The sequence below is a fragment of the Duganella sp. genome (genome assembly GCF_039595735.1).
Classification (GTDB): domain Bacteria; phylum Pseudomonadota; class Gammaproteobacteria; order Burkholderiales; family Burkholderiaceae_D; genus Rugamonas.
In genome coordinates, this window is sequence record NZ_JBCNLB010000016.1 from 55,841 (window position 1) to 77,130 (window position 21,290).

General features: G+C 65.7%; 17 protein-coding genes. 11 read left to right on the forward strand and 6 right to left on the reverse strand.

All coding sequences use genetic code 11. From position 1 onward, the window contains the following. Window positions 1–106: 106 nt before the first annotated feature. From ABDW57_RS21920 to ABDW57_RS21935, 4 genes are all read left to right on the forward strand, one after another. The gene (locus ABDW57_RS21920; RefSeq protein ID WP_343732271.1) at window positions 107–3,328 is read left to right on the forward strand and encodes an efflux RND transporter permease subunit; all 3,222 of its coding nucleotides are present in this window, start codon (window positions 107–109) and stop codon (window positions 3,326–3,328) included. After that, window positions 3,321–4,472 (forward strand): efflux RND transporter periplasmic adaptor subunit, encoded by a 1,152-nt coding sequence (locus ABDW57_RS21925; RefSeq protein ID WP_343732272.1) that lies wholly within the window; start codon window positions 3,321–3,323, stop codon window positions 4,470–4,472. Before ABDW57_RS21920 ends, ABDW57_RS21925 begins: the two co-directional genes overlap by 8 nt. Beyond that, window positions 4,469–5,878 (forward strand): efflux transporter outer membrane subunit, encoded by a 1,410-nt coding sequence (locus tag ABDW57_RS21930; RefSeq protein ID WP_343732273.1) that lies wholly within the window; start codon window positions 4,469–4,471, stop codon window positions 5,876–5,878. Before ABDW57_RS21925 ends, ABDW57_RS21930 begins: the two co-directional genes overlap by 4 nt. Before the next feature lie 73 nt (window positions 5,879–5,951). After that, window positions 5,952–6,437, forward strand: coding sequence for a Dps family protein (locus ABDW57_RS21935; protein WP_161012726.1), 486 nt, complete (start codon window positions 5,952–5,954; stop codon window positions 6,435–6,437). Between the two features lie 3 nt (window positions 6,438–6,440). On the opposite strand, the gene ABDW57_RS21940 is transcribed toward ABDW57_RS21935, so the two are convergent. Continuing rightward, window positions 6,441–7,475: an alpha/beta hydrolase gene (locus ABDW57_RS21940; protein ID WP_343732274.1), complete on the reverse strand. Its 1,035-nt coding sequence runs from the start codon at window positions 7,473–7,475 to the stop codon at window positions 6,441–6,443. Between the two features lie 55 nt (window positions 7,476–7,530). Further along, entirely contained in the window at window positions 7,531–9,252 is a 1,722-nt protein-coding gene (locus tag ABDW57_RS21945) for a methyl-accepting chemotaxis protein (RefSeq protein WP_343732275.1), read from the reverse strand. A 152-nt stretch (window positions 9,253–9,404) separates the two neighbouring features. Here ABDW57_RS21945 and ABDW57_RS21950 point away from each other — a divergent pair, with 152 nt between their 5' ends. The 6 genes from ABDW57_RS21950 to ABDW57_RS21975 all read left to right on the forward strand — a co-directional run bounded on the left by ABDW57_RS21950 (window position 9,405) and on the right by ABDW57_RS21975 (window position 14,739). Beyond that, window positions 9,405–11,024 carry a sensor domain-containing diguanylate cyclase gene (locus ABDW57_RS21950; RefSeq protein ID WP_343732276.1) on the forward strand — a complete coding sequence of 540 codons (1,620 nt, stop codon included), beginning with the start codon at window positions 9,405–9,407 and terminating at the stop codon, window positions 11,022–11,024. Between the two features lie 138 nt (window positions 11,025–11,162). After that, window positions 11,163–11,687 (forward strand): hypothetical protein, encoded by a 525-nt coding sequence (locus tag ABDW57_RS21955; RefSeq protein ID WP_343732277.1) that lies wholly within the window; start codon window positions 11,163–11,165, stop codon window positions 11,685–11,687. After that, window positions 11,680–12,399 (forward strand): hypothetical protein, encoded by a 720-nt coding sequence (locus ABDW57_RS21960; protein ID WP_343732278.1) that lies wholly within the window; start codon window positions 11,680–11,682, stop codon window positions 12,397–12,399. Before ABDW57_RS21955 ends, ABDW57_RS21960 begins: the two co-directional genes overlap by 8 nt. Before the next feature lie 9 nt (window positions 12,400–12,408). Beyond that, window positions 12,409–13,320, forward strand: coding sequence for a hypothetical protein (locus tag ABDW57_RS21965; RefSeq protein ID WP_343732279.1), 912 nt, complete (start codon window positions 12,409–12,411; stop codon window positions 13,318–13,320). Next, on the forward strand, window positions 13,320–14,372 hold the full coding sequence (locus ABDW57_RS21970; protein WP_343732280.1) for a MauE/DoxX family redox-associated membrane protein: 1,053 nt from the start codon (window positions 13,320–13,322) through the stop codon (window positions 14,370–14,372). Before ABDW57_RS21965 ends, ABDW57_RS21970 begins: the two co-directional genes overlap by 1 nt. After that, a complete protein-coding gene (locus tag ABDW57_RS21975; RefSeq protein ID WP_343732281.1) occupies window positions 14,347–14,739 on the forward strand; it encodes a hypothetical protein in 393 nt (130 codons plus the stop codon). The genes ABDW57_RS21970 and ABDW57_RS21975 overlap by 26 nt, the downstream gene beginning before the upstream one ends. Window positions 14,740–14,757: 18 nt before the next feature. Here ABDW57_RS21975 and ABDW57_RS21980 read toward each other — a convergent pair whose 3' ends face one another. Next, the gene (locus ABDW57_RS21980; RefSeq protein WP_343732282.1) at window positions 14,758–17,010 is read right to left on the reverse strand and encodes a TonB-dependent receptor; all 2,253 of its coding nucleotides are present in this window, start codon (window positions 17,008–17,010) and stop codon (window positions 14,758–14,760) included. A 74-nt stretch (window positions 17,011–17,084) separates the two neighbouring features. Beyond that, entirely contained in the window at window positions 17,085–18,095 is a 1,011-nt protein-coding gene (locus ABDW57_RS21985; protein WP_343732283.1) for a glycosyl hydrolase 53 family protein, read from the reverse strand. Between the two features lie 111 nt (window positions 18,096–18,206). Between ABDW57_RS21985 and ABDW57_RS21990 the strand changes: the two genes are divergently transcribed. After that, on the forward strand, window positions 18,207–19,061 hold the full coding sequence (locus ABDW57_RS21990) for an ion transporter (RefSeq protein WP_343732284.1): 855 nt from the start codon (window positions 18,207–18,209) through the stop codon (window positions 19,059–19,061). Between the two features lie 38 nt (window positions 19,062–19,099). On the opposite strand, the gene ABDW57_RS21995 is transcribed toward ABDW57_RS21990, so the two are convergent. Beyond that, a complete protein-coding gene (locus tag ABDW57_RS21995) occupies window positions 19,100–20,071 on the reverse strand; it encodes an SLAC1 anion channel family protein (protein ID WP_343732285.1) in 972 nt (323 codons plus the stop codon). A gap of 1 nt (window position 20,072) precedes the next feature. Next, window positions 20,073–21,209 (reverse strand): L-dopachrome tautomerase-related protein, encoded by a 1,137-nt coding sequence (locus ABDW57_RS22000; RefSeq protein ID WP_343732286.1) that lies wholly within the window; start codon window positions 21,207–21,209, stop codon window positions 20,073–20,075. Between the last annotated feature and the right edge of the window lie 81 nt (window positions 21,210–21,290).

Sequence of the window (21,290 nt, forward strand, 5' to 3'; positions counted from 1 at the left end):
TTAAGTCAGCCATCATCATTAAGCAGATAGAATTATTCACTAATGTAGCAATTCCTTTGCGCCGCGACTCCGCCGCCGCATACAGCCTTTCCCTGGGGGTAACCTTGTGTTAATTGATATCGTCCGCGTGGCGCTTCGGCGTCCCTATACATTTGTGGTCATGGCCCTGCTGCTGCTGATCGTCGGTCCGCTGGCGGCGCTGCGCACGCCGACCGACATTTTCCCAGACATCAAAATCCCGGTGATCGCGGTGGCCTGGCAGTACACCGGCCAGCCGCCGGACCAGATGGCCGGCCGCGTCTCGACCCAGTTCCAGCGCGCCCTGACCACCACGGTGAATGACATCGAGCATATCGAGGCCAACACCTACACCGGCGTCAGCATCGTCAAGATCTTCTTCCAGCCCACGGTCAACATCGCGGTGGCCAACGCGCAGGTGACGGCGATCTCGCAGTCGCTGCTGAAGCAGATGCCGGCCGGGATCACGCCGCCGCTGATCCTGAACTACAACGCCGCCACCGTGCCGATCCTGCAGGTGGCCCTGTCCGGCAAGGGCCTGTCCGAACAACAGCTGTCCGACCTCGGCACCAACACCGTGCGCACGCCGCTGGTCAGCGTGCCGGGCGCGGCGATTCCGCTGCCGTATGGCGGCAAGCAGCGCCAGGTGCAGATCGACGTCGATCCGGCCCTGCTGCAGGCGCGCGGCCTGTCGGCGCAGGACATCGCCAACGCGCTGGCCGCGCAAAACGTGCTGACCCCGGTCGGCACGCAGAAAATCGACTCGCTGGAATACACCATCCAGCTCAACAGCGCCCCTTCCGCGATTGCCGACCTGGCGCGCCTGCCGGTGAAAGTGGTCAACGGCGCCACCATCTATCTGGGCGACATCGCCAACATCCACGACGGCAACGCGCCGCAGACCAACGTGGTGCACGTGGATGGCAGCCGCTCGGTGCTGATGTCGGTGCTGAAGAACGGCTCGACCTCCACCCTGTCCATCGTGGACGGCATCCGCGAGAAAATCAACACGCTCAAATCCGGCTGGCCGGAAGCGCTGACCGTGACGCCGATCAATGACCAGTCAGTGTTCGTGCGCGCCGCCATCAAGGGCGTGGCCTCGGAGGGCGTGATTGCCGCCGCGCTGACCAGCCTGATGATCCTGCTGTTCCTCGGCAGCTGGCGCTCGACCATCATCATTGCGGTATCGATTCCGCTGTCGATTCTCGGCTCCATCATCGCCCTGTCCGCGCTGGGCGAGTCGCTCAACCTGATGACGCTGGGCGGCCTGGCGCTGGCGGTGGGCATCCTGGTGGATGACGCCACCGTCACCATCGAAAACATCAACTGGCACCTGGAACACGGCAAGCCGGTGGAAGCGGCCATTCTCGACGGCGCGGCGCAGATCACCACGCCGGCCTTTGTCTCGCTGCTGTGCATCTGCATCGTGTTCGTGCCGATGTTCTTCCTGGACGGTGTATCGCGCTTCCTGTTCGTGCCGATGGCCGAGGCGGTGATCTTCGCCATGATCTGCTCCTTCATCCTGTCGCGTACCCTGGTGCCGACCATGGCCAACTATCTGCTGAGGCCGCACGACACCGGCGAAGGCCATGCCCACGCCCACGGCGGCACTGGCGCGCCGGCGCCGTCGCGCAATCCGCTGGTGCGTTTCCAGCGCGCCTTCGAAGCGCGCTTCGAGCGCCTGCGTGGCGCCTACGCGGGCGTGCTGGAGACGGCAGTGGCCAACCGCAGGAAGTTCATCATCGGCTTCCTGCTGGTGGTGGCAGCCTCGTTCTCGATGGTGCCTTTCCTGGGCAGTAACTTCTTCCCATCGGTGGATGCCGGCCAGGTGCTGATCCACGTGCGCGTGCCGATCGGCACCCGTATTGAAGAAACCTCGGCCCGCTTCGCCCGCATCGAGCAAGCCATCCGCCGCGTGATTCCGGCCGGGCAGATCGTCACCCTGACCGACAACATCGGCCTGCCGGCCAGCTCGATCAACACGGTGTACAACAACACCGGCACCATGGGCACGCAGGACGGCGACTTCCAGATCGCCCTGAGCGAAGACCACGCGCCGACCGCCGACTACGTGCGCAAGCTGCGCAAGGTGCTGCCGGAAGAATTCCCGGACACCACCTTCTCGTTCCCGCCGGCCGACATCGTCAGCCAGATCCTGAACTTCGGTTCGCCGGCGCCGATCGACGTGCAGATCCGCGGCGCCAGGATCGACGATAACTACGCCTACGCCGACAAGCTGCTGAAACGCATCCGCGCCATTCCCGGCGTGGCCGATGCGCGCATCCAGCAATCCAACAAGTCGCCGGTGTTCAACGTCGATGTCGACCGCACCCAGGCGCAGCAACTAGGCCTGACCACGCGCGACATCACCAACAGCATGGTGGTCAACCTGGCCGGCTCCTCGCAGGTGGCGCCAACCTTCTGGCTGAATCCGGCCAACGGCGTCAGCTACCCGATCGTGATGCAGACGCCGCAACCGCAGCTCGATTCGCTGTCGGCGCTGGCCAATCTGCCGGTCGGCAACGGTTCCACCGCCGGCACCGCCACCCTGGGCGGCGTGGCCCGCTTCGAGCGCGGCACGCAGTCGGCCATCGTCAGCCAGTACGACATCCAGCCGATGGTGCAGATCTACGCCACCACCCAGGACCGCGACCTGGCCGCCGTCGCCAAAGACATCAACAAACTGCTGGACGACACCCGGGCCGAGCTGCCGAAAGGTTCGTCGGTGCAGATGCTGGGCCAGGTGAAAACCATGGACCGCGCCTTCGCCGGCCTGCTGTTCGGCCTGCTGGGCGCGGTGGTGCTGATCTACCTGCTGATCGTGGTCAACTTCCAGTCCTGGCTGGACCCGGCGGTGATCGTCTCGGCGCTGCCGGCGGCGCTGGCCGGCATTGTCTGGATGCTGTTTGCCACCAACACCACGCTGTCGGTGCCGGCCCTGACCGGCGCCATCATGTGCATGGGCGTGGCCACCGCCAACTCGGTGCTGGTGATTTCCTTCGCCCGCGAGCGCCTGGATGAACTGGGCGACGCCACCAGGGCCGCGCTGGAAGCCGGCTCGGTGCGCTTCCGCCCGGTGCTGATGACCGCCCTGTCCATGATCATCGGCATGCTGCCGATGGCGCTGGGCCTGGGCGACGGCGGCGAGCAAAACGCGCCGCTGGGCCGCGCCGTGATCGGCGGCCTGATCTTCGCGACCACCGCCACCCTGCTGTTCGTGCCGGTCGTGTTCAGCCTGGTGCACCGCAAGCACGCGCCCAAATCATTCTCCAACGACCAACCCATTTCCGGAGTACCTGTCCATGTCTAACTCTTCTCGTACGGGTCACAAGCCGCTGGCCCTGGGCCTGATCGTTCTCGCCGCCGCGCTGGTGGCGGCCGGCGTGATCAGCCGCCGTTCGCAAGCCGAACAAGTCAAGGAAGCCAGCAAGCCGCTGGTGCCGCTGGTGAGCGTGCTGGCCGCCGGCCAGGTCACCGGCGCGCCGCTGGAACTGCCGGCGCGCATCGAACCGTGGCAGCGCGCGCCGATCTACGCGCGCGTCAGCGGCTACCTGAAAAGCTGGAGCACCGATATCGGCGCCCAGGTGAAATCGGGCCAGACCCTGGCCGATATCGAAACGCCCGACCTCGACCAGCAACTGCTGCAAGCGAAAGCCGAACTGGCCACCGCGCGCAGCAACCTGACGCTGGCGGCCAGCACCGCCAAGCGCTGGCAGGGTCTGCTGACAGCGGACGCCGTCTCGCGCCAGGAAGCCGATGAAAAAGCCGGCGACCTGGCGGCCAAGCAGTCGGCGGTCAACGCCATGCAAGCCAATGTCGACCGCGTGCAGGCGCTGCAGCGCTACACCCGCCTGGTGGCGCCGTTCGACGGCGTGGTCACCGCCCGCAATACCGATGTGGGCGCGCTGATCAGCGTTGGCGGCGCGCCGGGCAGCGAGCTGTTCGTGGTGTCCGACATCAGCCGCCTGCGCGTGTACGTCAATGTGCCGCAGCGCCAGGTGGCCGCCATCAAGGCCGGCGACAAGGCCGAGCTGAGCGTGCCTGAACGTCCGGGCAAGGTGTACACCGCCACCGTGCAGTCGCTGTCGCAAGCGATCAACGCCAGCTCCGGCGCCATGCTGGTGCAGCTGACCGTGCAGAACGACAGCCGCGAGCTGCTGCCGGGCGGCTATGCCTCGATTCACTTCGACGCGCCGCTGGCCAGCAGCGCATTGAGCATTCCGCCAAGCGCGCTGATCTTCAACAAAGCCGGCACCCAGGTGGCGACGCTGGGCAAGGATAACCGGGTGGTGGTGAAGCCGATCACCGTCGGCCGCGACCTCGGCAACCTGCTGGAAGTCGCGTCCGGCATCGACCGCAACGACCAGGTCATCGCCAATCCGCCGGACGGCGTGGCCACTGGCGACGTGGTGCGGGTGGCGGCCGCCACCACCAACGCAAAGGCCAAGCTGTGAAAATCCTTTACGCCACTACCCTCGCCCTGGCGCTGGCCGCCTGCGCGCAAGCGCCGCTGCAGCAGCCGCCCGCCGTGCCGCTGGCCGGCAGCTTCCGCGACGTCCCTGCCGGCTGGGCCGACGCCAACGCCAGGGCGCCGCTGCTGCCGGCCAACTGGTGGAGCATGTACCAGGATCCCCAGCTCGATCAGCTGGAACAACAGCTGATCGCCAACAGCCCCGACCTGGCCAGCGCGCTGGCGCGCTACAAGCAGGCGCAGGCCGCCACCGGCGTGCTGCGCGCGGCGCAATCGCCGACGCTGGGCGTGTCGCTGAACGGCCAGCGCGACCGCCAGTCCGACCTCAGGCCGCTGCGCGGCGCCACCTCGCCGGCCGAGTACAACAGCGGCACGCTGCAATTCGACCTGGGCTACGAGGTTGACCTGTGGGGCCGCATCAGCCAACAGGTCAGCGCTGGCGCGGCGCAGGAACGCGCCGCCAATGCCGATCTGGCGGCGGCCCGCCTGTCGCTGCAAATCCAGCTGGCCGACACCCTGCTGGCCCTGCGCGGCGCCGATGCCGACATCAAGCTGCTGCGCGAAACCGAAGCCGCTTACCAGCGCCAGGCCGAGCTGATGGCCCGGCGCCACGACGGCGGCAACGCTTCCGGCCTGGATCTGGCGCGCGCCGAAACGCAGCTGGAATCGAACCGCTCGGTGCTGCGCCAGCGCCTGGCCCAGCGCAGCGTGCTGGCGCATGCGATTGCCGCCCTGGTCGGCGCCAGCGCCTCCAGCTTCACGCTGGCACCGGCCGCCGATCACCACTTCACCACGCCTGCGGTGCCGGTCGGCGTGCCTTCGCTGCTGCTGCAACGCCGTCCCGACATCGCCGCCGCCGCGCTGCGGGTGGCGGCCGCCAGCGACCAGGTCGGCGTGGCGCGCAGCGCGCTGTTCCCGTCGCTGACGCTGGGCCTGAGCGGCGGTTTCCAGACCAGCGACTTCAGCCGCTTTGCCCAGGCGTCCAATCTGTTCTGGGCAGTCGGCCCGACGCTGGCGGTCAACCTGCTGGACGGCGGCCGTCGCAAGGCGCAGATCGCCGGCGCCGAAGCGGCGCTGGAGGAAGCCGGCCAGCGCTACCGCGCGGTGGTGCTGACCGCGTTCCAGCAGGTCGAGGACCAGCTCACCCTGCTCAACAACTATGACCAGGCGGCCCAATTCGACCACCAGGCCGCCGCCGCGGCAGGCCGCGCGCTGGACCTGGCCAAGAAGCGCTACGACCAGGGCGCGGCCAGCTACCTGGAAGTGGTGACCGCGCAAACCGCCTACCTGCAGGCACGCCGCAGCGAGCTGGATCTGACCACACGCTACCGCCAGGCCGGCGTGCAACTGGTCAAAGCCATCGGCGGCGGCTGGTCGGCCACCCTCTAGCCAGCGGGACAGGCAGGTTCGGCGGCATGGCGCTACAATGGCACCATCCAAGTTGATTGAAAAGGAGTAAGTGATGGGTGACAAAGCAATCAAGATCGACATCGGCCTTTCCGACGAAAGCCGCGCCACTATTGCCGCCGGCCTGTCCGGCCTGCTGGCCGACAGCTACACGCTGTACCTGATGACCCACAACTTCCACTGGAACGTAAAAGGTCCGATGTTCAATTCCCTGCATCAGATGTTCATGACCCAGTACACCGAACAGTGGGCCGCGCTGGACCAGATCGCCGAGCGCATCCGCGCGCTGGGCTATCCGGCGCCGGGCACCTACGCCCAGTTCGTCAAGCTGGCGACCATCAAGGAAATCGAAGGCGTGCCGGCCGCGCTGGACATGGTGCGCCATCTGGTGGCGGCGCAGGAAGCCACCGCCCGCACCGCGCGCAAGCTGCTGCCGGTGGTCGACGAGGCGGATGACCAGCCTACCGCCGACCTGCTGACCCAGCGTCTGGACGTTCACGAAAAAACCGCGTGGATGCTGCGCAGCCTGCTGGAAGAGTAAGTCCTACATCGCCTCCCCAGGATGTGGCGCCGCGCCATCCAGCCGCGCCGGCACGCTCAGGCCGGCGCGCTCCGCTACCTGGTTGATGGCGGCCACAATCTCCTCCTGCGCCAGGTGCGGCAACATATGCCCCAGGCCAGGCAGCAGCACCAGTTCACTGTCCGGCAAGGTCTGCTGCAATCGTTCCGAATGCCCATGCGGGTCGATCACGCGATCATCCTCGCCAGCCATCAGCGTGACCGGCACGCGCAGTCCGCCGTAGCGGCCTTCCAGCACGGCGGCGCCGGGGATCATCAAGGCCGCTTCCGAGGCGGTGGCGCGGATCTGCGAAGGCCGCAGCTGCATCCACGGCGGCTCGCGGCGGAAGCTGTCCGGCACCGCGCCCGGGCTGAACATGCCCTTGGCCGTCAGCGGCCACATCAGCCTGCCCAACAACGGCGAAATCGTATGGCGCATCAGGTCCCCCAACAGCGGAATGGCGGGCATGGCTGCCACCGGCACGTCGAGGCGCGGGCCGGGATAATAGTAGCCTGACAGCAGCAGCATGCCTTGCACCCGCTCCGGCTCCTGCAGGGCCATGGCCAGCGCCACCAGCGTGCCCCAGGAATGCGCCAGCAGCAGGTATGCCCCCGCGCCCAGCCTGCGCAGCGCCTGATGCAGCAGCGTGGCTTGCGCATCCGGCGTCCAGCTGACGTCGCGCGGACGATCACTGTAGCCAAAGCCCGGGCGGTCGATGGCGATCACGCGGTAGTGTTGCGCCAGCCGTTCGATCAGGCCGCTGCAGCGGAAATCGTCGGCCGTGACCAGATTCCCGTGCAACAGGACCAGCGCCGGGCCATCGCCCTGCTCAATGTAATGCAGGCGCAGGCCATCGACATCGACGAAACTGCCGGCCGGCGGATGGGCATGCTCGGTGCGCGCGCTCTGGACGCGCACGAAGAGATAGGCGGCGGCCAGCGTGGCCGCCGATAACAGGCCGGCGTTGCGCCAGCGCTGGCCGCGGTTGGCGGCGGGGTTGGCGATATCAAGGACGTGCATCGCGCTCTCCGGTCAAATCCATGTGACCCGGCCAGCGCAATGCGAGTTCCGCAGATCAGAATTCTTCCCACTCCGCGCTGTTGTCAGCCGGCGCCTTGCGCGGCGCGGCCGGCCTTGCGGCGGGCTTGGGCGCCAGCCTGAGCGCCGCTGCCGGCGCCGGCTTTGCCGCAGCTGGCGTGGCCACGGCCGCCGCCGTGGCCCTTGCCGCCGGGCGGCGCACGCCGCTATCGCCTGCCACCTGGAACACCGCCACCATCTCGGCCAGTTTGACGGCCTGTTCCTGCATGGCTTGCGACGCGGCCGCCGCCTGCTCCACCAGCGCCGCATTCTGCTGCGTGACGTTGTCCATCTCGGCCACCGCCGTGTTGATCTGCTCGATGCCGATTTCCTGCTCGCGCCCGGCCGAGCTGATTTCGCTGATGATGTCGGTCACGCGGCGTACGCTGGTGACGATCTCCTGCATGGTGGCGCCGGCCTCGTTGACCAGCGCACTGCCGCTGCCCACCTTTTCGACCGAATCGGTAATCAGCGCCTTGATGTCCTTGGCGGCGGCCGCCGAACGCTGTGCCAGGTTGCGCACCTCGGTGGCCACCACGGCAAAGCCGCGCCCCTGCTCGCCGGCGCGCGCCGCTTCCACCGCCGCATTCAGCGCCAGGATATTGGTCTGGAACGCGATGCCGTCGATCACGCCAATGATGTCGGCAATCTTGTCGGACGATTGCGTGATCGAGCCCATGGTGTCGATCACGCGCGTCACCAGTTCGCCGCCCTTGAGCGCGATGTCCGAGGCCGACGCCGCCAGCGCATTGGCCTGCCGCGCATTGTCCGAATTTTGCTTGACGGTGGAGGTGAGCTGTTCCAGCGAGGACGCGGTCTCCTCCAGATTGGCGGCCTGCTGCTCGGTGCGGCGCGACAGGTCGAGGTTGCCGGCGGCGATCTCGCTGCTGGCGGTGGCAATGGCGTCGCTGCCCTCGCGCACGCTGCGCACGGTGCCGGCCAGGCGCTCCTGCATTTGCTGCAGGCCTTCCATCATCTCGCCCATCTCATCCTTGCGGCCCAGCTCGATGCGGTTGGCCAGGTTGCCGCCGGCCATGGCGTGGAAATGCGTGCGCGCCTGATCCAGCGGCTGCATCACGGCGCGCAACAGCAGCAGGCCGGAAACGCCGGCCACCAGAATGCCGGCCACGATGGTGACGATCGCCAGCGTCATATTGCGCTGATAATCGGCCTGGCTGGCTTGGTACTGCTCCGCCGTCGATTTCAGCTGATAGCTGGACAGCTTTTCGGAAGCGTCGGTGTACAGGCGGAACAGGCGCGTGATCTCGCTCAGCATCAGCCGGTCGATCTCGGCCTTGTCCTTGTTGTTGAGGGCCTTGATGGCAGCCTGCAGGCCATCCCTGACCAGCGCCTGGCGCGTCGCCTCGACCTCATCGGCCAGCAGCTTTTCGCCGGCGCCAAACGGCAGCGCCAGATAGCTCTTCCAGAATTTCTCGTTACCATCGAGGAAACCTTGCGCTCTTTTCAAGGTGTCCTCGACGTTGGCGGCATCCGGACTGAGCGCCACGCGATCCAGCGACAGGCGCGCACGGTCGATCTGGATCTGCGCCTCGTAGATCGCCTTCATGGATACCATGGCGTTCGAGTAGACGTCCTTGAGCACGTTGTTGGAAGTATGCAGCGCCGCAATGCCGCGCGCCCCGATAAAGATGATGAGTACGCCAAGCAGTGCCATGGTAGCGATCAGCCGGGTACGAATGGTCAGGTTAGCAAACATCATGTCTCCTTTATTCTGGCTTATTCTGCTATCCCAGCTTAGCCCAATCATTTCTACATAACAATAGAAATCGCAGCAGGGCTCAGCGGCGCGCGATACAGTTGCCCGATGCGCTATACTGGAACCCTCCCCCGCGTTGCCGGCCAGGAGCCACCATGCGGCCTCTCTCCAGCTTTTTTTATAGCTTCAAGTTCAAGATCACGGCACTGGTCATTGCATTGGTGTTGTTTGCCGGCATCGGCGCCGGCGGCATTTCCCTGCTGATCGCGGAATCCGAGCTGCGGCTGGTGATCGCGCGCCAGGAGCTGTCGCTGTTGACCGGCGCGGCCGCGTTCATCGACAACGACTTGCAAAACAAACGCCAGTTGCTGAAGTCGCTGACCGAGGAAATCAACGACCGCGGGCTGCCGCTGGACCAGATCCAGGCCCGGCTGGAAGCCCACGAAACCCTGCGCGACGCCTTCTTCAACGTCAACGCCTTCGACCTCGACGGCAACCTGGTGGCCAGCCTGCGCGACCGCCGCGCCAAGCGCGTCAACATCACCGAGCGCAAGTATTTCCAGGACACGCTGCGCCTGCAGGAAGGCGTGATCTCGGCGCCGTTCAAAAGCACGCTGTCCGGCCAGCCGGTGGTGGTGCTGACCCAGCCGCTGCGCGATGCCGAGGGCAAGCTGACCGGCATCCTGCTGGGCGCGATCGACTTGCTGCGGCCCTCGTTCTCGGCCCAGCTGGACACGCTGCGCTCGGGCGCGGACGGCTATCTGTTCATCGTCACCGACCACGGCACGTTTGTGCACCATCCGGACAAGAGCCGCATCCTGGAGCGCGGCGACGACGGCGCCGGCACGCTGCTGGAAGCGGCGCTGCGCAGCCCCGAAGGCTGGGAAGACGGCCTGCTCGACGACGGCGTGCCCGTGCTGCTGGTGCACAAGCACCTGCGCGAGGCCGACTGGATCATCGGCCTGTCCTATCCGGTGCGCAGCGCGTTTGCCTCCATGCTGAACGTGCGGTTGCGGGCCTTGCTGGGCGCGACCGTGCTGACCGGCGTGGCCGGACTGTTCGGCTGGCTCATCACCAAGAACCTGTTGCGGCCGCTGCGGCGCCTGCACCGCCACGTGGAAGACATCAGCGCCGGGCGCGCCAACATTGCGGTGTTTGACGTGGCGCGTAAGGACGAGTTCGGCCACCTGAGCCGCGCCTTCTATGGCTTGTCGCAGCGGCGCGAGCAGGCCGAGCTGGAGCTGCACCGGCTGGCCACCACCGATGTCCTGACCGGCATCAACAACCGCCGCATGTTCGACGCCTTCCTGCCGCAGGCGCTGGCGCGCGCGGCCCGTTCGGGCCAGCCGGTGGGGCTGGCCATCCTCGACATCGACCACTTCAAGGCCATCAACGACACGCTCGGCCACCCTGCCGGCGACGAGGTGCTGATCGAGTTCGCGCGCCGCCTGACCGCCGCGGTGCGCACCACCGACACCGTGGCGCGGCTGGCCGGCGATGAATTCGTGATTGTGTTTGAGCAGCTGTCGTCGACCACCGAGATGGATGTGCTGGGCAAGAAAATCCTGGACGCCATGCATCCGCCGTTCATGCTGGCCAGCGCGCCGCGCGAGGTCAAGACCAGCATCGGCATCGCCGTCACCACCAACGCGGCGGCCACGGCGGAAGAAGTGATGCGCGCCGCCGATCAGGCTCTGTATGGGGTCAAGGCGGCGGGCCGGAACGGCTATGCGGTCAACCCGGTGGGCGCCGAACGTGTGGTGCGGGTGCGCTGACGGGCAGCTGTCGGCCATCTTTACATTTGCCGCACGGGCCGATGTGGCACATAGCCTAACAGCTTGATTTCACTGAGTTCCCGGCCATGGGCATGGTTAATGCGTCGCTTTTCGCGCCACGCCAACCAGGGGATTTCCATGTTCAATTTCACACACCGAGCGGCCGCCCGCGTGCTGGCCGCATTGTTGCTACTTGTGCTGGCGCATGTTGCGCACGCGCTGCCGCTGCTCACCCTTACGCCGAATCAGAGCATCGTGTCGGCCTCGGCCGGCGACAGCATTCACATCGCCGGCAGCATCATCAACCGCACCAACGCGGCGCTGGACGCGACCGAGCTGTTCCTCAACTTCGCCAACTTCGACCCGACTGTGCTGACGCCGTTGCAGGAACTGGGGCAAGTACCATTCAGCCTGCCCAGTTTTTCGTTCAGGGACCATGTCGCGCTGTTCACCGTGGACGTGGCGGCCGGCGCCGCTCCCGGCCCCCAGCCGCTGGATGTCACGCTACAGGATGTCAACGGCAACTACGCCTACCTGATCACCATCCTGTTCCGCATCGACGAAGTGGTGGCGGTGCCCGAGCCGGCCACGCTGTCCATCATGCTGGCCGGGCTGATGCCGCTGCTGCGTCGCCGCCACCCGCACGGAGGCCATCATGGCTAGCAAGCCCCAGCTCATCACCGGCAACGCCACGGTCATCAACACCGGCGAGGAAATCATTCTTTCCCTCATCGTCGCCAACGTGGGCGGCGAGCGCGCCGGCAAAGTGTTCCTGACCGGCGCCACGCTGGGGGCGGCACGCCGTCTCAGCCCGCAGCATTTCCCCGTCTTCATCGGCAACCTCGGCAACGAGGGCAGCGGCAGCATCGGCACGCGCTTCAGCGCGGCCGGCCTGGCACCCGGCCAGCAAGTGCTGCTGACGCTGCGCGGCACCTACCAGGCCGGCGGCACGCTGGGCTTCGTGATCAACCGCTACCTCAAGATTCCGGCGCCGGCGCCGTATGCCTCGCCACGCTTGCGCGCCCATGTGAACGTGGTGCTGAACAACGCCACCTGGACCTATACGCTGTTCAACGACGAGCCGCCGGGCAGCCCGCTGTACATTGCCGCTTTCCATCTCGATCTCGTGGCACCAACCACGCTGACCGCCTCGCCACCCGGCTGGCAGCCGCAAACCGACCTGATGTCCTACGCGGCCTGGGCCGCCGCCGAGGCCCACATCGGACCGCAGCAGTCGCTGGGCGGCTTCGAGATCCAGAGTCCGACCGCACGTTCCGAAGCCACCGCCTACAGCCTGATCTCGTGGGACCACGCGCGCGATGAGGCCGGCCCCGTGTGGCTGGACACCGTGTTGTCACCGGCCCGTGCCAGCTAGGGGAACGCCATGAAAACCTCACCGCATGCAGCACTCGACAACATCGCCCGCACGCTGGCGGGCGCCACCTCGCGCCGCACGGCGCTGAAAATGACCATGGCCACCCTGGGCGGGGCGGCGCTGAGCCGCTTCGGCATCGACAATGCCTGGGCCGCCAGCAACTGCCTGTGCAATGACAGGGTGTACGACTCCGCGCTGGCCTGCTGCACCCCGGCCGGCATAGTACAAAAGCATCCGATCGCCCGGCTGGCGGATTGCCCTGCCCGCACCGCCAATCTGTCGCATACCTGCACGCCCAACGGCTGCGGCGCGGCCGGCTCCTGGGTGGCGCCGCCGCAAAGCTATTTCGGCGTCAGCTTCGTGCCGGCCTGCGACACGCACGACTGCTGCTACGACAAGTGCAATCAGGTCAAGGCCTTGTGCGACACCAACTTCTACGACGACCTCAGCGCCATCTGCAACGCCGCCTTTGCCGGCACTGGCACCATCCAGCGCATCAAACGCGGGGGCTGCCTCAAGCAGGCGGAAACCTACTATAACGCGGTAGCTGCCTATGGGCAGGACGCCTATGACAGCGCACAGAAACTATCCTGCGACTGCTGCCCGCCGGACAATTGCCGCACCTGTGCCGGCGGTGTTTGCGGGGCCTTCCCGACCTGCGTGGGCGGCGGCGACTGCGTGTGCTTCACCGCCCCCGATGGCTCGGGCGCCTGTATCCACGGCAATACGCCGTGCGCCGGCTTGCCGACCTGCACCTCCCATGACGATTGCCCGCCGGGATATGGCTGCGCCGGCACCAACTGCTGCGGCGGCGTGGCGCTGTGCGGGCCGCTGTGCTCGGACCTGACGCCATCGCCGCTGATCTCGCCATTTGCCGGCGCCCAGCATTACAACGGCCCTACCCTTGGAGGAAAACGATAATGGACGCGCTCATGATGTTGTTCCTGGCCCTGCGCCTGCTGCTGGCGGGGATACTGCTGATGGCCGCCGCCGGCAAGCTGCAGCACCGCGCCGCGTTTGCCGCCACGCTCGGCGAGTTTGCCGTCCCGGCCGCGCTGCGGCCGGCGCTGGCATGGCTGATGCCGCTGACGGAGTTGGCCATTGCCGCACTGCTGTTGTTTGCCGCATCCGCGTGGTGGGGCGCCGCTGCCGGCGCCGTACTGCTGGCCATCTATAGCGCGGTCCTGGCCTGCCTGTTGCAGCGCGGCCTGCGCCCGAGCTGCAACTGCTTCGGGTTGGAGGACGCCAAGCCCATCAGCAACACCACGCTGGCCAGAAACGGCGTGCTGCTGCTGATGGCGGCCACGCTGGTGTACGCGGGGCCGGCCTACGCGCATGCATCCGTGTGGCACTATCTGGCGGAAGCGCCGGCCTTGTCGGCCTGTCTGGCGGTGATGCTGGCGCAATGGTGGCTGCTGCATCAGGTGCTGCGCCAGAACGGCCGCCTGATCCTGCGCATGGATAACATCGAACTGCGGCTCGATGCCGCCAACGTGCAGCCACTGCAGGCGGTCGACACGCAAGCGCGCGGCCTGGTGGTCGGCAGTCTGGCGCCCGAGTTCACGCTGCCGGAAGCCGGCGGCGGCCGGCCTCAGTCGTTGGCGCGGCTGCGTTCGGCCGGACTACCGGTGCTGCTGATCTTCTCCGACATCGGCTGCAGCCCCTGCGCCGAGCTGGCGCCGCGTATCGAAAGCTGGCACCGGCAATTCCGCGAGCGGGTGCGCATCGCCGTCATCCTGCGTGTCGATACGCTGCAAACGCAGCAGCCGCGTCCGCCCGGCGGCTGCATCCTGCTGCTGCAGGAAGACCGGCAGGTCGCCGCCAGCTACGATGCGCTGGTGACGCCCAGCGCGGTGCTGGTGTCGGCCGAGGGCACGATAGCGTCGCATCTGGCGCTGGGGGCGAAAGACATATACGATCTGCTGCAAGCCACCTTGCCGCAGACCTATGAAACCCGGGAAATCGCCGCATGAACGAACCAGGCGGACCGGCTGGCTGCTGATCGCCGCCGCAGCCAGCCTGCACCTGGCCACCGCGCTGCTGCTCGGGGACGGCGGCTGGGCGTTCCGCCTCGGCCTGTGCGCGGTCTCGCTGGCGCCCTACGCCGCGCTGGCGCCGATGCTGCGGCGGCGCAACGCCGGCACGGCACTGCTGGCGGGCGCCCTGCTGATGCTGCTGCTGGATGCCGCCGCCTGGTACTCGGTGTTCATCGCGCCCCGCCATTCCACCGCGGCCCTCAACCTGCTGGCGGCGCCACTGTGCAACCTGGTGTTCATCGCGCCGGCGGCGATCGCCGCCGAAGCCCTGATGGCGCGCAGGCGCAGCGGGCCGCGTCCGTGACCGCCTGCCGCCCAAGGCTTAGAAGCGCGCCTTGACACGCACGCCGACCGTGCGCGGGCGAATCATGTACAGATTGTCGCCCGGCTGGATCGCAATGGTGTTGGTGGTGACGTCGCTGATCTTGGCGCCGTTGGTGAGGTTGGTGCCGAACAGGCCAAATTCATACGGGCCGGTCTTGTACACCGCTGTCGCGTTCACGGTATTGGACGAAGGGATGCGCGAGTAGCTGCCCTGCGAGGCGGCGAAGTTGGTGAACGACTCGCCACGGTGCGCATAGTTGGCCGACAAGCTGATCTCCTCCCCGCCCGCCAGCGGAATCACATAGTTGGCCACCGCGCTGGCGGCGAACTTCGGCGCGTACGGCACGCGCGCGTCTTCCGGAATGTTCTGGGCGACGATGCCAGTCACCACCTTCTCGGCAGCGTAAGCGTGGTTGAAGGTGGCGCTGACGCCAAACGAAGCCTGGCGCGACAGCTTGAAGAACGTCTCCAGCTCCACGCCTTCGCTGCGGATCTTGCCGGCGTTCTGGGTGAAGTAGTAGGTGCACGGCAGCTTGTTAAACACCTGCACATCTTTCCACTTGATCAGGTAGGCGCTGGCATTGAGGATCACGCGGCGGTCAAACAGCGCGTTCTTCGAGCCGGCTTCGAAGTTCCACAGGCTGTCCGGCGCAAAGGTCGATGGCGCGTTCTGGCCGCAGAAGTCGAATGGCACCGGCTGATTGTTGCCGCCGTAGCGGAAGCCCTTGCCGGCCGAGGCGTACACCGTGTGATCGGGGTCGATGCGGTAAGCGGCGGCGAAGCGCGGATTGGCGCCCCTGGAGGTTTCGCTGCTGTTGCTGGTCTCGGGGATGCTGCTCTGCGGCTTGGCCGGCGTCGAGTTGATCAGGTTACCGAACAGGCCACTGAATTTCAGGTCGAAGTCCTGCGTGCCGCGGAACAGGCGCAGGCCGGCGGTCAGGTCCAGTTTGTCCCACACGGTGTAGGTGGCTTCGGCAAACAGCGCGGCCTCCTTCGAATCAATGTTCTGCGTGCCCGAGAAGTAATCGTCCGGCGTGAAGGCATTGTCGTTCAGCTGCGAGTTATAGCCGGGGAAGTTCTTCACGGCGGCAAAGCGTGCGTCGAAGCCTGGCGTCGGCTGATCCTGGCGCAGGTCGCGCTTGCCCTGGGTGTAGAAGGCGCCGGCAGTCCACTTCAGCGGGCCGCCCGCTTTGGATTGCAGGCGGAACTCCTGCGCGAAGTTGGTAATCTTGTTGCCGATCACGTAGGACGAAGCGATCAGCGGCAGCTGGCCGCCGAAGATGAACGCGGTGGCCTTGTACTGGCCCGAGTTGATGTACAGCGTGTCGCGATGCAGGTAGGACGTCGACGACACCAGCTGCGCCGCGCCAGCATCGTAGTTCAGCGTCAGATTATAAAGCTGCAGATTGTCCTTGCTGGTCTGCGGGATCAGCGAGTTGGTGGTGTACGGCGCCAGCCCGGAATACGCATCGTTGATGCCGCCCTTGATGTTGGAAGCGGTTACGCTGGCGTCCACCAGCAGGTCCGGCGACGCGCGCAGGCGCGCGGCAATGCGGCCCTGGTTGGTCGAGACATCGTTGTCGGTCCTGCCGTTGACCTGGTTGAGCACATAGCCGGAATCATTGCCGGTGTAGCCGGTCAGGCGCAGCGCCAGCACATCCCTCCTGACCGGCACGTTCACGCTGCCGCGCAGGTTGTAGTTGCTGCCGCCGGATTTGGAGGTCTGCGAACCCACCGCCTCCAGCGAACCGAAGAAATCATTGAATTCCGGCTTCTGAGTAATCTGGCGCACCGTGCCGGCCATGGCGCCGGCGCCAAACAACGTGCCTTGCGGACCTTGTAGCACTTCCACGCGTTCCAGGTCCAGCACTTTCAGGTCGGGATTGCCGGACTTGAGCGTCACCGGCATGTCATCGATGTAGACCGCCACCAGCGAGGCATCCTGCACCTCGGACGGCACAATGCCGCGCACCACCAGGCCGCGGATGGTGATGTTGTTGACGCCCGCGCCCTGCTCCTGCAGCGACATGGCCGGCACCAGGTTGGCGATATCGTTCAGATTGCCCTGGCCATATCTGGTCAGGCTGTCCGGCTTGATAACCGTGATCGCGGCCGGTACCTGCTGCACGTCGACCGCGCCGGTGCGGGTGGCGGTCACCTCGACTTTTTCTATCTGATCGGCGGCGCCTTCCTGCGCCTGCGCCATGCCGAATGCGCCAACAACCGCCAGCGCCATCAAATGCTTCTTCATCCCGCTCCTTCAGTGATTTTTGTGAAAAGTATACCAACTGAAAAATCACTGGGAACGAAAATAAGCGAGTTTGTTTATAAGGAATCCAAGAATGCGTCCATGGCCCTGGTCGGACGGCCATCGGCGCCCCATGCGCTCAACTCGTAGTGGCTCCAGCTGCGCGCGCCCTGCGGCTCCCAGTAAATCACGCCCAGCCCCTTCTGGTCCGGCACCTCGCGCACCTTGCGCTGCACGGCCAGCAGCATGTCGTAGGTGTTTTGCGGTTGCGTATCCTCGCCGCCAACCTCCACCACCATCACCTCTTTGCCGTAGCGCGCCGCCATGTCGTTCAGATTGCGGCCAAGATCATCAATGGACAGCTTGTAGTCCGGCCGGCCATCGAGCCAGAACGGGTAGTAAGACATGCCGATCACATCGTATCTGGCGCCGTTGGCCCTGGCGTTATCGAACCAGGTGCGGAACCATTGATTGTCGTTGCCGCGGTCCAGGTGCAGCACCACCTTGGAGGCGGGACTCGCGGCCTTGACGGCGTCATAGCCCTGGTTGATCAGCTGCGCCAACTGCGGCCAGTTGTCGATGTGGCCTTCCGGATAAATCATGCCGGTGCGGGTTTCGTTACCGACCTGCACCCACTCCGGCGTGACGCCAGCCCGCTTCAGCGCGCTCATCACATCATAGGTGTGGGCGTAGACATCCTTCAGCAGTTGCGGAAAATCGTGGCCCACCCAGGCGGCCGGCTTGCGCTGCTGCTGCGGGTCGGCCCAGCTGTCGCTGTAATGGAAATTGATCATCACCCGCATGCCCATCTTTTGCGCACGCAGCGCCATGGCAACCGTTTCATCGCGGCTGTTATGGCCGCTGGCGCGGTCATCGGACGGATGCACCCAGGTACGCAGGCGCACCGTGTTGATGCCAAGATCCTTGAGGATCTGCAGGCAGTCTTCCGGCTTGCCCTGCTTGTTATAGAACTGGTAGCCGGTGGCTTCCATTTGCGGCAGCCAGCCGATGTCCGCGCCCTTGGCAAACGCTTCGGCGCGGGCGGGCAAGGCCGCGGCCATCAACAGCGCGATCAGTAATTTTTTCATGCCGCCATGCTAGCCCAAAGCCGGCTCCCGCAGGCATGAGGAAAGTCACGCAAGCCATGCCTATTCGATATGCCCGCCAGCTTGTTGAATTTGCCGGTAAGATAGATGCCCATGAATACCCCACGTCCTATCGATCCGCTGCAACAACGCCTCGGCAAGCCGGCCGACGGCTGGCGCGCGCAACTCTACGCCATCATCTTTGAGTCGGACACGCCCAAGGGACGGGCGTTTGACCTGACGCTGATCGGCGCCATCCTGCTCAGCGTGCTGGTGATCGTGCTGACCAGCGTGCAGTCGATTGCATCCGAATACGGCGCCTGGCTGCACGGTGCCGAGTGGTTCTTCACCGTGCTGTTCACCATCGAATACATCGGCCGCTGCCTGTGCGTGCAGCGGCCGGTGGTCTATGCGCGCAGTTTCTTCGGCATCATCGACCTGATGTCCATCCTGCCCAGCTATCTGTCGCTGTTCGTGCCGGGCGCGCATGTGATCATGGGGGTGCGCATCCTGCGTCTGCTGCGCATTTTCCGGATTTTGAAACTGGTCTTGTACATCCAGGAATACAGCATGCTGGGCGATGCGCTGCTGGCCAGCCGCCGCAAGATCTTCGTCTTCCTGTCGGTGGTCTTCCTGATCGTGTTCCTGCTGGGAACAGTCATGTACGTGGTGGAAGGGCCGGAACATGGCTACACCAGCATCCCGACAGCGGTGTACTGGGCCATCTCGACCATGACCACGGTCGGCTTTGGCGACCTGGTGCCGAAGACCGACATCGGCCGCGCCATCGCCTCCTTCATGATGCTGCTGGGCTGGGGCATTCTGGCGGTGCCGACCGGCATCATCAGCTCCGAGATCACCCACCAGCGCGGCCAGCGCGCCCTGCTGCCGCGCATCTGCCCGAGCTGCCTCAGCCCGGGCCATGAACCCGGCGCGCGCTATTGCAAGGACTGCGGCGCGCAGCTTTGAGCTGCTGCCGCCATGCCCGGATGCACCCAGCGGGCGTCCTAGCCTATCAGCGTCGGCAACTCAGCGCGCAGGAGGCCAAGCAGGGTGCGCAGGAACAACGCGGCGATCACCAGCGTGGCAAGGCCCAGCAACAGCATGGCAATTCCATCCGCAAACGGTCCCGGCGCATGGGCTGCGTAGCGCAGCGCCGCCCCCGCTGTAGCTGCCAGCGGAAAACTGACCGCCCACCAGGATACGCGGAATGGCGAGCAGGACGGCAGATGTCTCAGACGTCCCAGCAGCACGGCCAGCATGAACAGCATCAGCATGTACAGCGCCTGCGCGAAATCGTCAATGCGCTCCAGGGTGATGGCATACGAGGAGAAGCCGACCGCGAACGGCGCCAGCATGATCATCAGCGAGGGTTGCTGCGGCGCTGGCATGGGCGGCTGGAAGATCAGTCGCGAAAGAATCAGCGTCATCAGGGGCAGCGCGAAGAACAGGCCGACCGCCAGGGCAAACAGCGTGATTTCGTGCAAGCCTTGCCAGTGCAGGGATGGCACTGCCAGCGGCACATCCAGCATGCCGACCACCGGCACGATCCAGGCCGGCGTGGCGTGTTCCACCTGCTGCCGTCCCCTGATCCAGCGGCTGACCGCCAGCCATGCAAACGCCGCCATGCCGACCGCGCCGATGACCCACCCGGCGCGCGCGAACGGCAGGCTGACGTCGGCCAGCAGCATGGGCAGCAACAGCATGCTGATCAGCGCAGTGCCGAACATATTGCCGGCGACCGGATGCTGGAATTCGGCCTTGACGGCATCGATGGCGGCCAGCATTTTGGCGCCATAAGCGGCAGTGACCACAATGAATACCAGCAGGGTCAGCCATCTGAGTCCCTCACCCACCCATCCGGGTGCTCCCAGCTGTTCGTGGGCGGCGCGCCAGGCCAGCGCCAGGCCGGCCAGCCCCATGACTGCGCCGAACAGGGCCACCGGCAGCGCGGCAACGCTTTTGCGTGCGGTATCCATATTACTTCAGCAGCACCGGGCCGGCGTCGATGCGGACACGGAACAGGACATACGGCTTGGTGCGCAAATCTTTGCCGTCATGGAAACCGGCCTGGCGATGCAGCTGGTTAGCGGTGAAGTACAGATAGCCGTCCGGGCCGATCGACAGCGTATCCGGCCACAGCATGCGCGGATCGGTGGCGAGGGTATTCCAGCGGCCATCCGGCAGACGCTGATGGATGGCGTTGTGCTCGTAATCGCTGGCATACAGACGGCCCTTGTCGTCCGCTTCCATGCCATCGGAGGCACCCTTCTCGCCCAGATCCTGCACCGCCTGGGCCACCGCCGCATCGTTTGCGGACGGATCAATCAGCAGGGAACTCGGCACCGAAAACAGGTGTCGGCTGGACAGCGGACTGTAAAACAAGGTCTTGCCATCCGCCGACAGGGCGATGCCGTCGGACGCCACGCCGAACGGCGCCGGCGCCTTGCCCGGCGCACGCTGGGCAAGGCGCTGCCCTTCCACGAACGGCACAAACGCTGGATCGACCGAGGTGGACGCATGGCCGGTCAGCTTGCGCCAGCTGTTGCCGCTCGCCAGATCGACCACAATGATTCCCCCCGGACCGCTCAGCGAGGAATCGGTGATGTAAGCCACGCCGGCCTTGCCGACACGCAAGTCAAAGCGGACGTCGTTGAGATAGGTGCTGTCCAGCGCCACGCCGGCAGGAATGACGATGGTTTTGACCACCTGGTTGGTATTCAGGTCCACCGCCACCAGCTTGGCCGCGCCATCGATGCGGGTCTGGAAATTGGGTGCGGCCGGGTCCAGTATCCACAGCCGGTCGAGCGCATCGACCACCACGCTTTGCACGCTGGACAGCGTTTGCGCAGGCCGGGCGGGATCGTAGGTATTCAGCTGCTGGGACGGATAGGCGACCACCTTGCCGTCACGGATTTCGCCAACGGTAAAGCGGACATCGTCGCCCCAGCGCGGAAAATTGACAAAGATCCGGCCCTTGGCCGATACCGTCACGCCGGTCGGCATCGGTCCGTCAAACTCGTGCACGACTTCGATGTTACCAAGCGATGCGGCGGCTGGATAGGCGGTGGCCAGGCTGGCTGCCATCAGCAAGGCGGAAGTGATGCGTGCGAACATGTCGAACTCCATGAGTTTATTGGGATGAAGACTGCGCCGCCGTTTGCAGGCGGTCATTGAGGGGCAGATTACCTTATGCAA

Bases quoted from the DNA above. Each gene is read 5' to 3' on its own strand.
- ABDW57_RS21925 (WP_343732272.1), top strand. From the start codon at position 3,321: ATGTCTAACTCTTCTCGTACGGGTCACAAGCCGCTGGCCCTGGGCCTG.
- ABDW57_RS21935 (WP_161012726.1), top strand. From the start codon at position 5,952: ATGGGTGACAAAGCAATCAAGATCGACATCGGCCTTTCCGACGAAAGC.
- ABDW57_RS21940 (WP_343732274.1), bottom strand. From the start codon at position 7,475: ATGCACGTCCTTGATATCGCCAACCCCGCCGCCAACCGCGGCCAGCGC.
- ABDW57_RS21945 (WP_343732275.1), bottom strand. From the start codon at position 9,252: ATGATGTTTGCTAACCTGACCATTCGTACCCGGCTGATCGCTACCATG.
- ABDW57_RS21950 (WP_343732276.1), top strand. From the start codon at position 9,405: ATGCGGCCTCTCTCCAGCTTTTTTTATAGCTTCAAGTTCAAGATCACG.
- ABDW57_RS21955 (WP_343732277.1), top strand. From the start codon at position 11,163: ATGTTCAATTTCACACACCGAGCGGCCGCCCGCGTGCTGGCCGCATTG.
- ABDW57_RS21960 (WP_343732278.1), top strand. From the start codon at position 11,680: ATGGCTAGCAAGCCCCAGCTCATCACCGGCAACGCCACGGTCATCAAC.
- ABDW57_RS21965 (WP_343732279.1), top strand. From the start codon at position 12,409: ATGAAAACCTCACCGCATGCAGCACTCGACAACATCGCCCGCACGCTG.
- ABDW57_RS21970 (WP_343732280.1), top strand. From the start codon at position 13,320: ATGGACGCGCTCATGATGTTGTTCCTGGCCCTGCGCCTGCTGCTGGCG.
- ABDW57_RS21975 (WP_343732281.1), top strand. From the start codon at position 14,347: ATGAAACCCGGGAAATCGCCGCATGAACGAACCAGGCGGACCGGCTGG.
- ABDW57_RS21980 (WP_343732282.1), bottom strand. From the start codon at position 17,010: ATGAAGAAGCATTTGATGGCGCTGGCGGTTGTTGGCGCATTCGGCATG.
- ABDW57_RS21985 (WP_343732283.1), bottom strand. From the start codon at position 18,095: ATGAAAAAATTACTGATCGCGCTGTTGATGGCCGCGGCCTTGCCCGCC.
- ABDW57_RS21990 (WP_343732284.1), top strand. From the start codon at position 18,207: ATGAATACCCCACGTCCTATCGATCCGCTGCAACAACGCCTCGGCAAG.
- ABDW57_RS21995 (WP_343732285.1), bottom strand. From the start codon at position 20,071: ATGGATACCGCACGCAAAAGCGTTGCCGCGCTGCCGGTGGCCCTGTTC.
- ABDW57_RS22000 (WP_343732286.1), bottom strand. From the start codon at position 21,209: ATGTTCGCACGCATCACTTCCGCCTTGCTGATGGCAGCCAGCCTGGCC.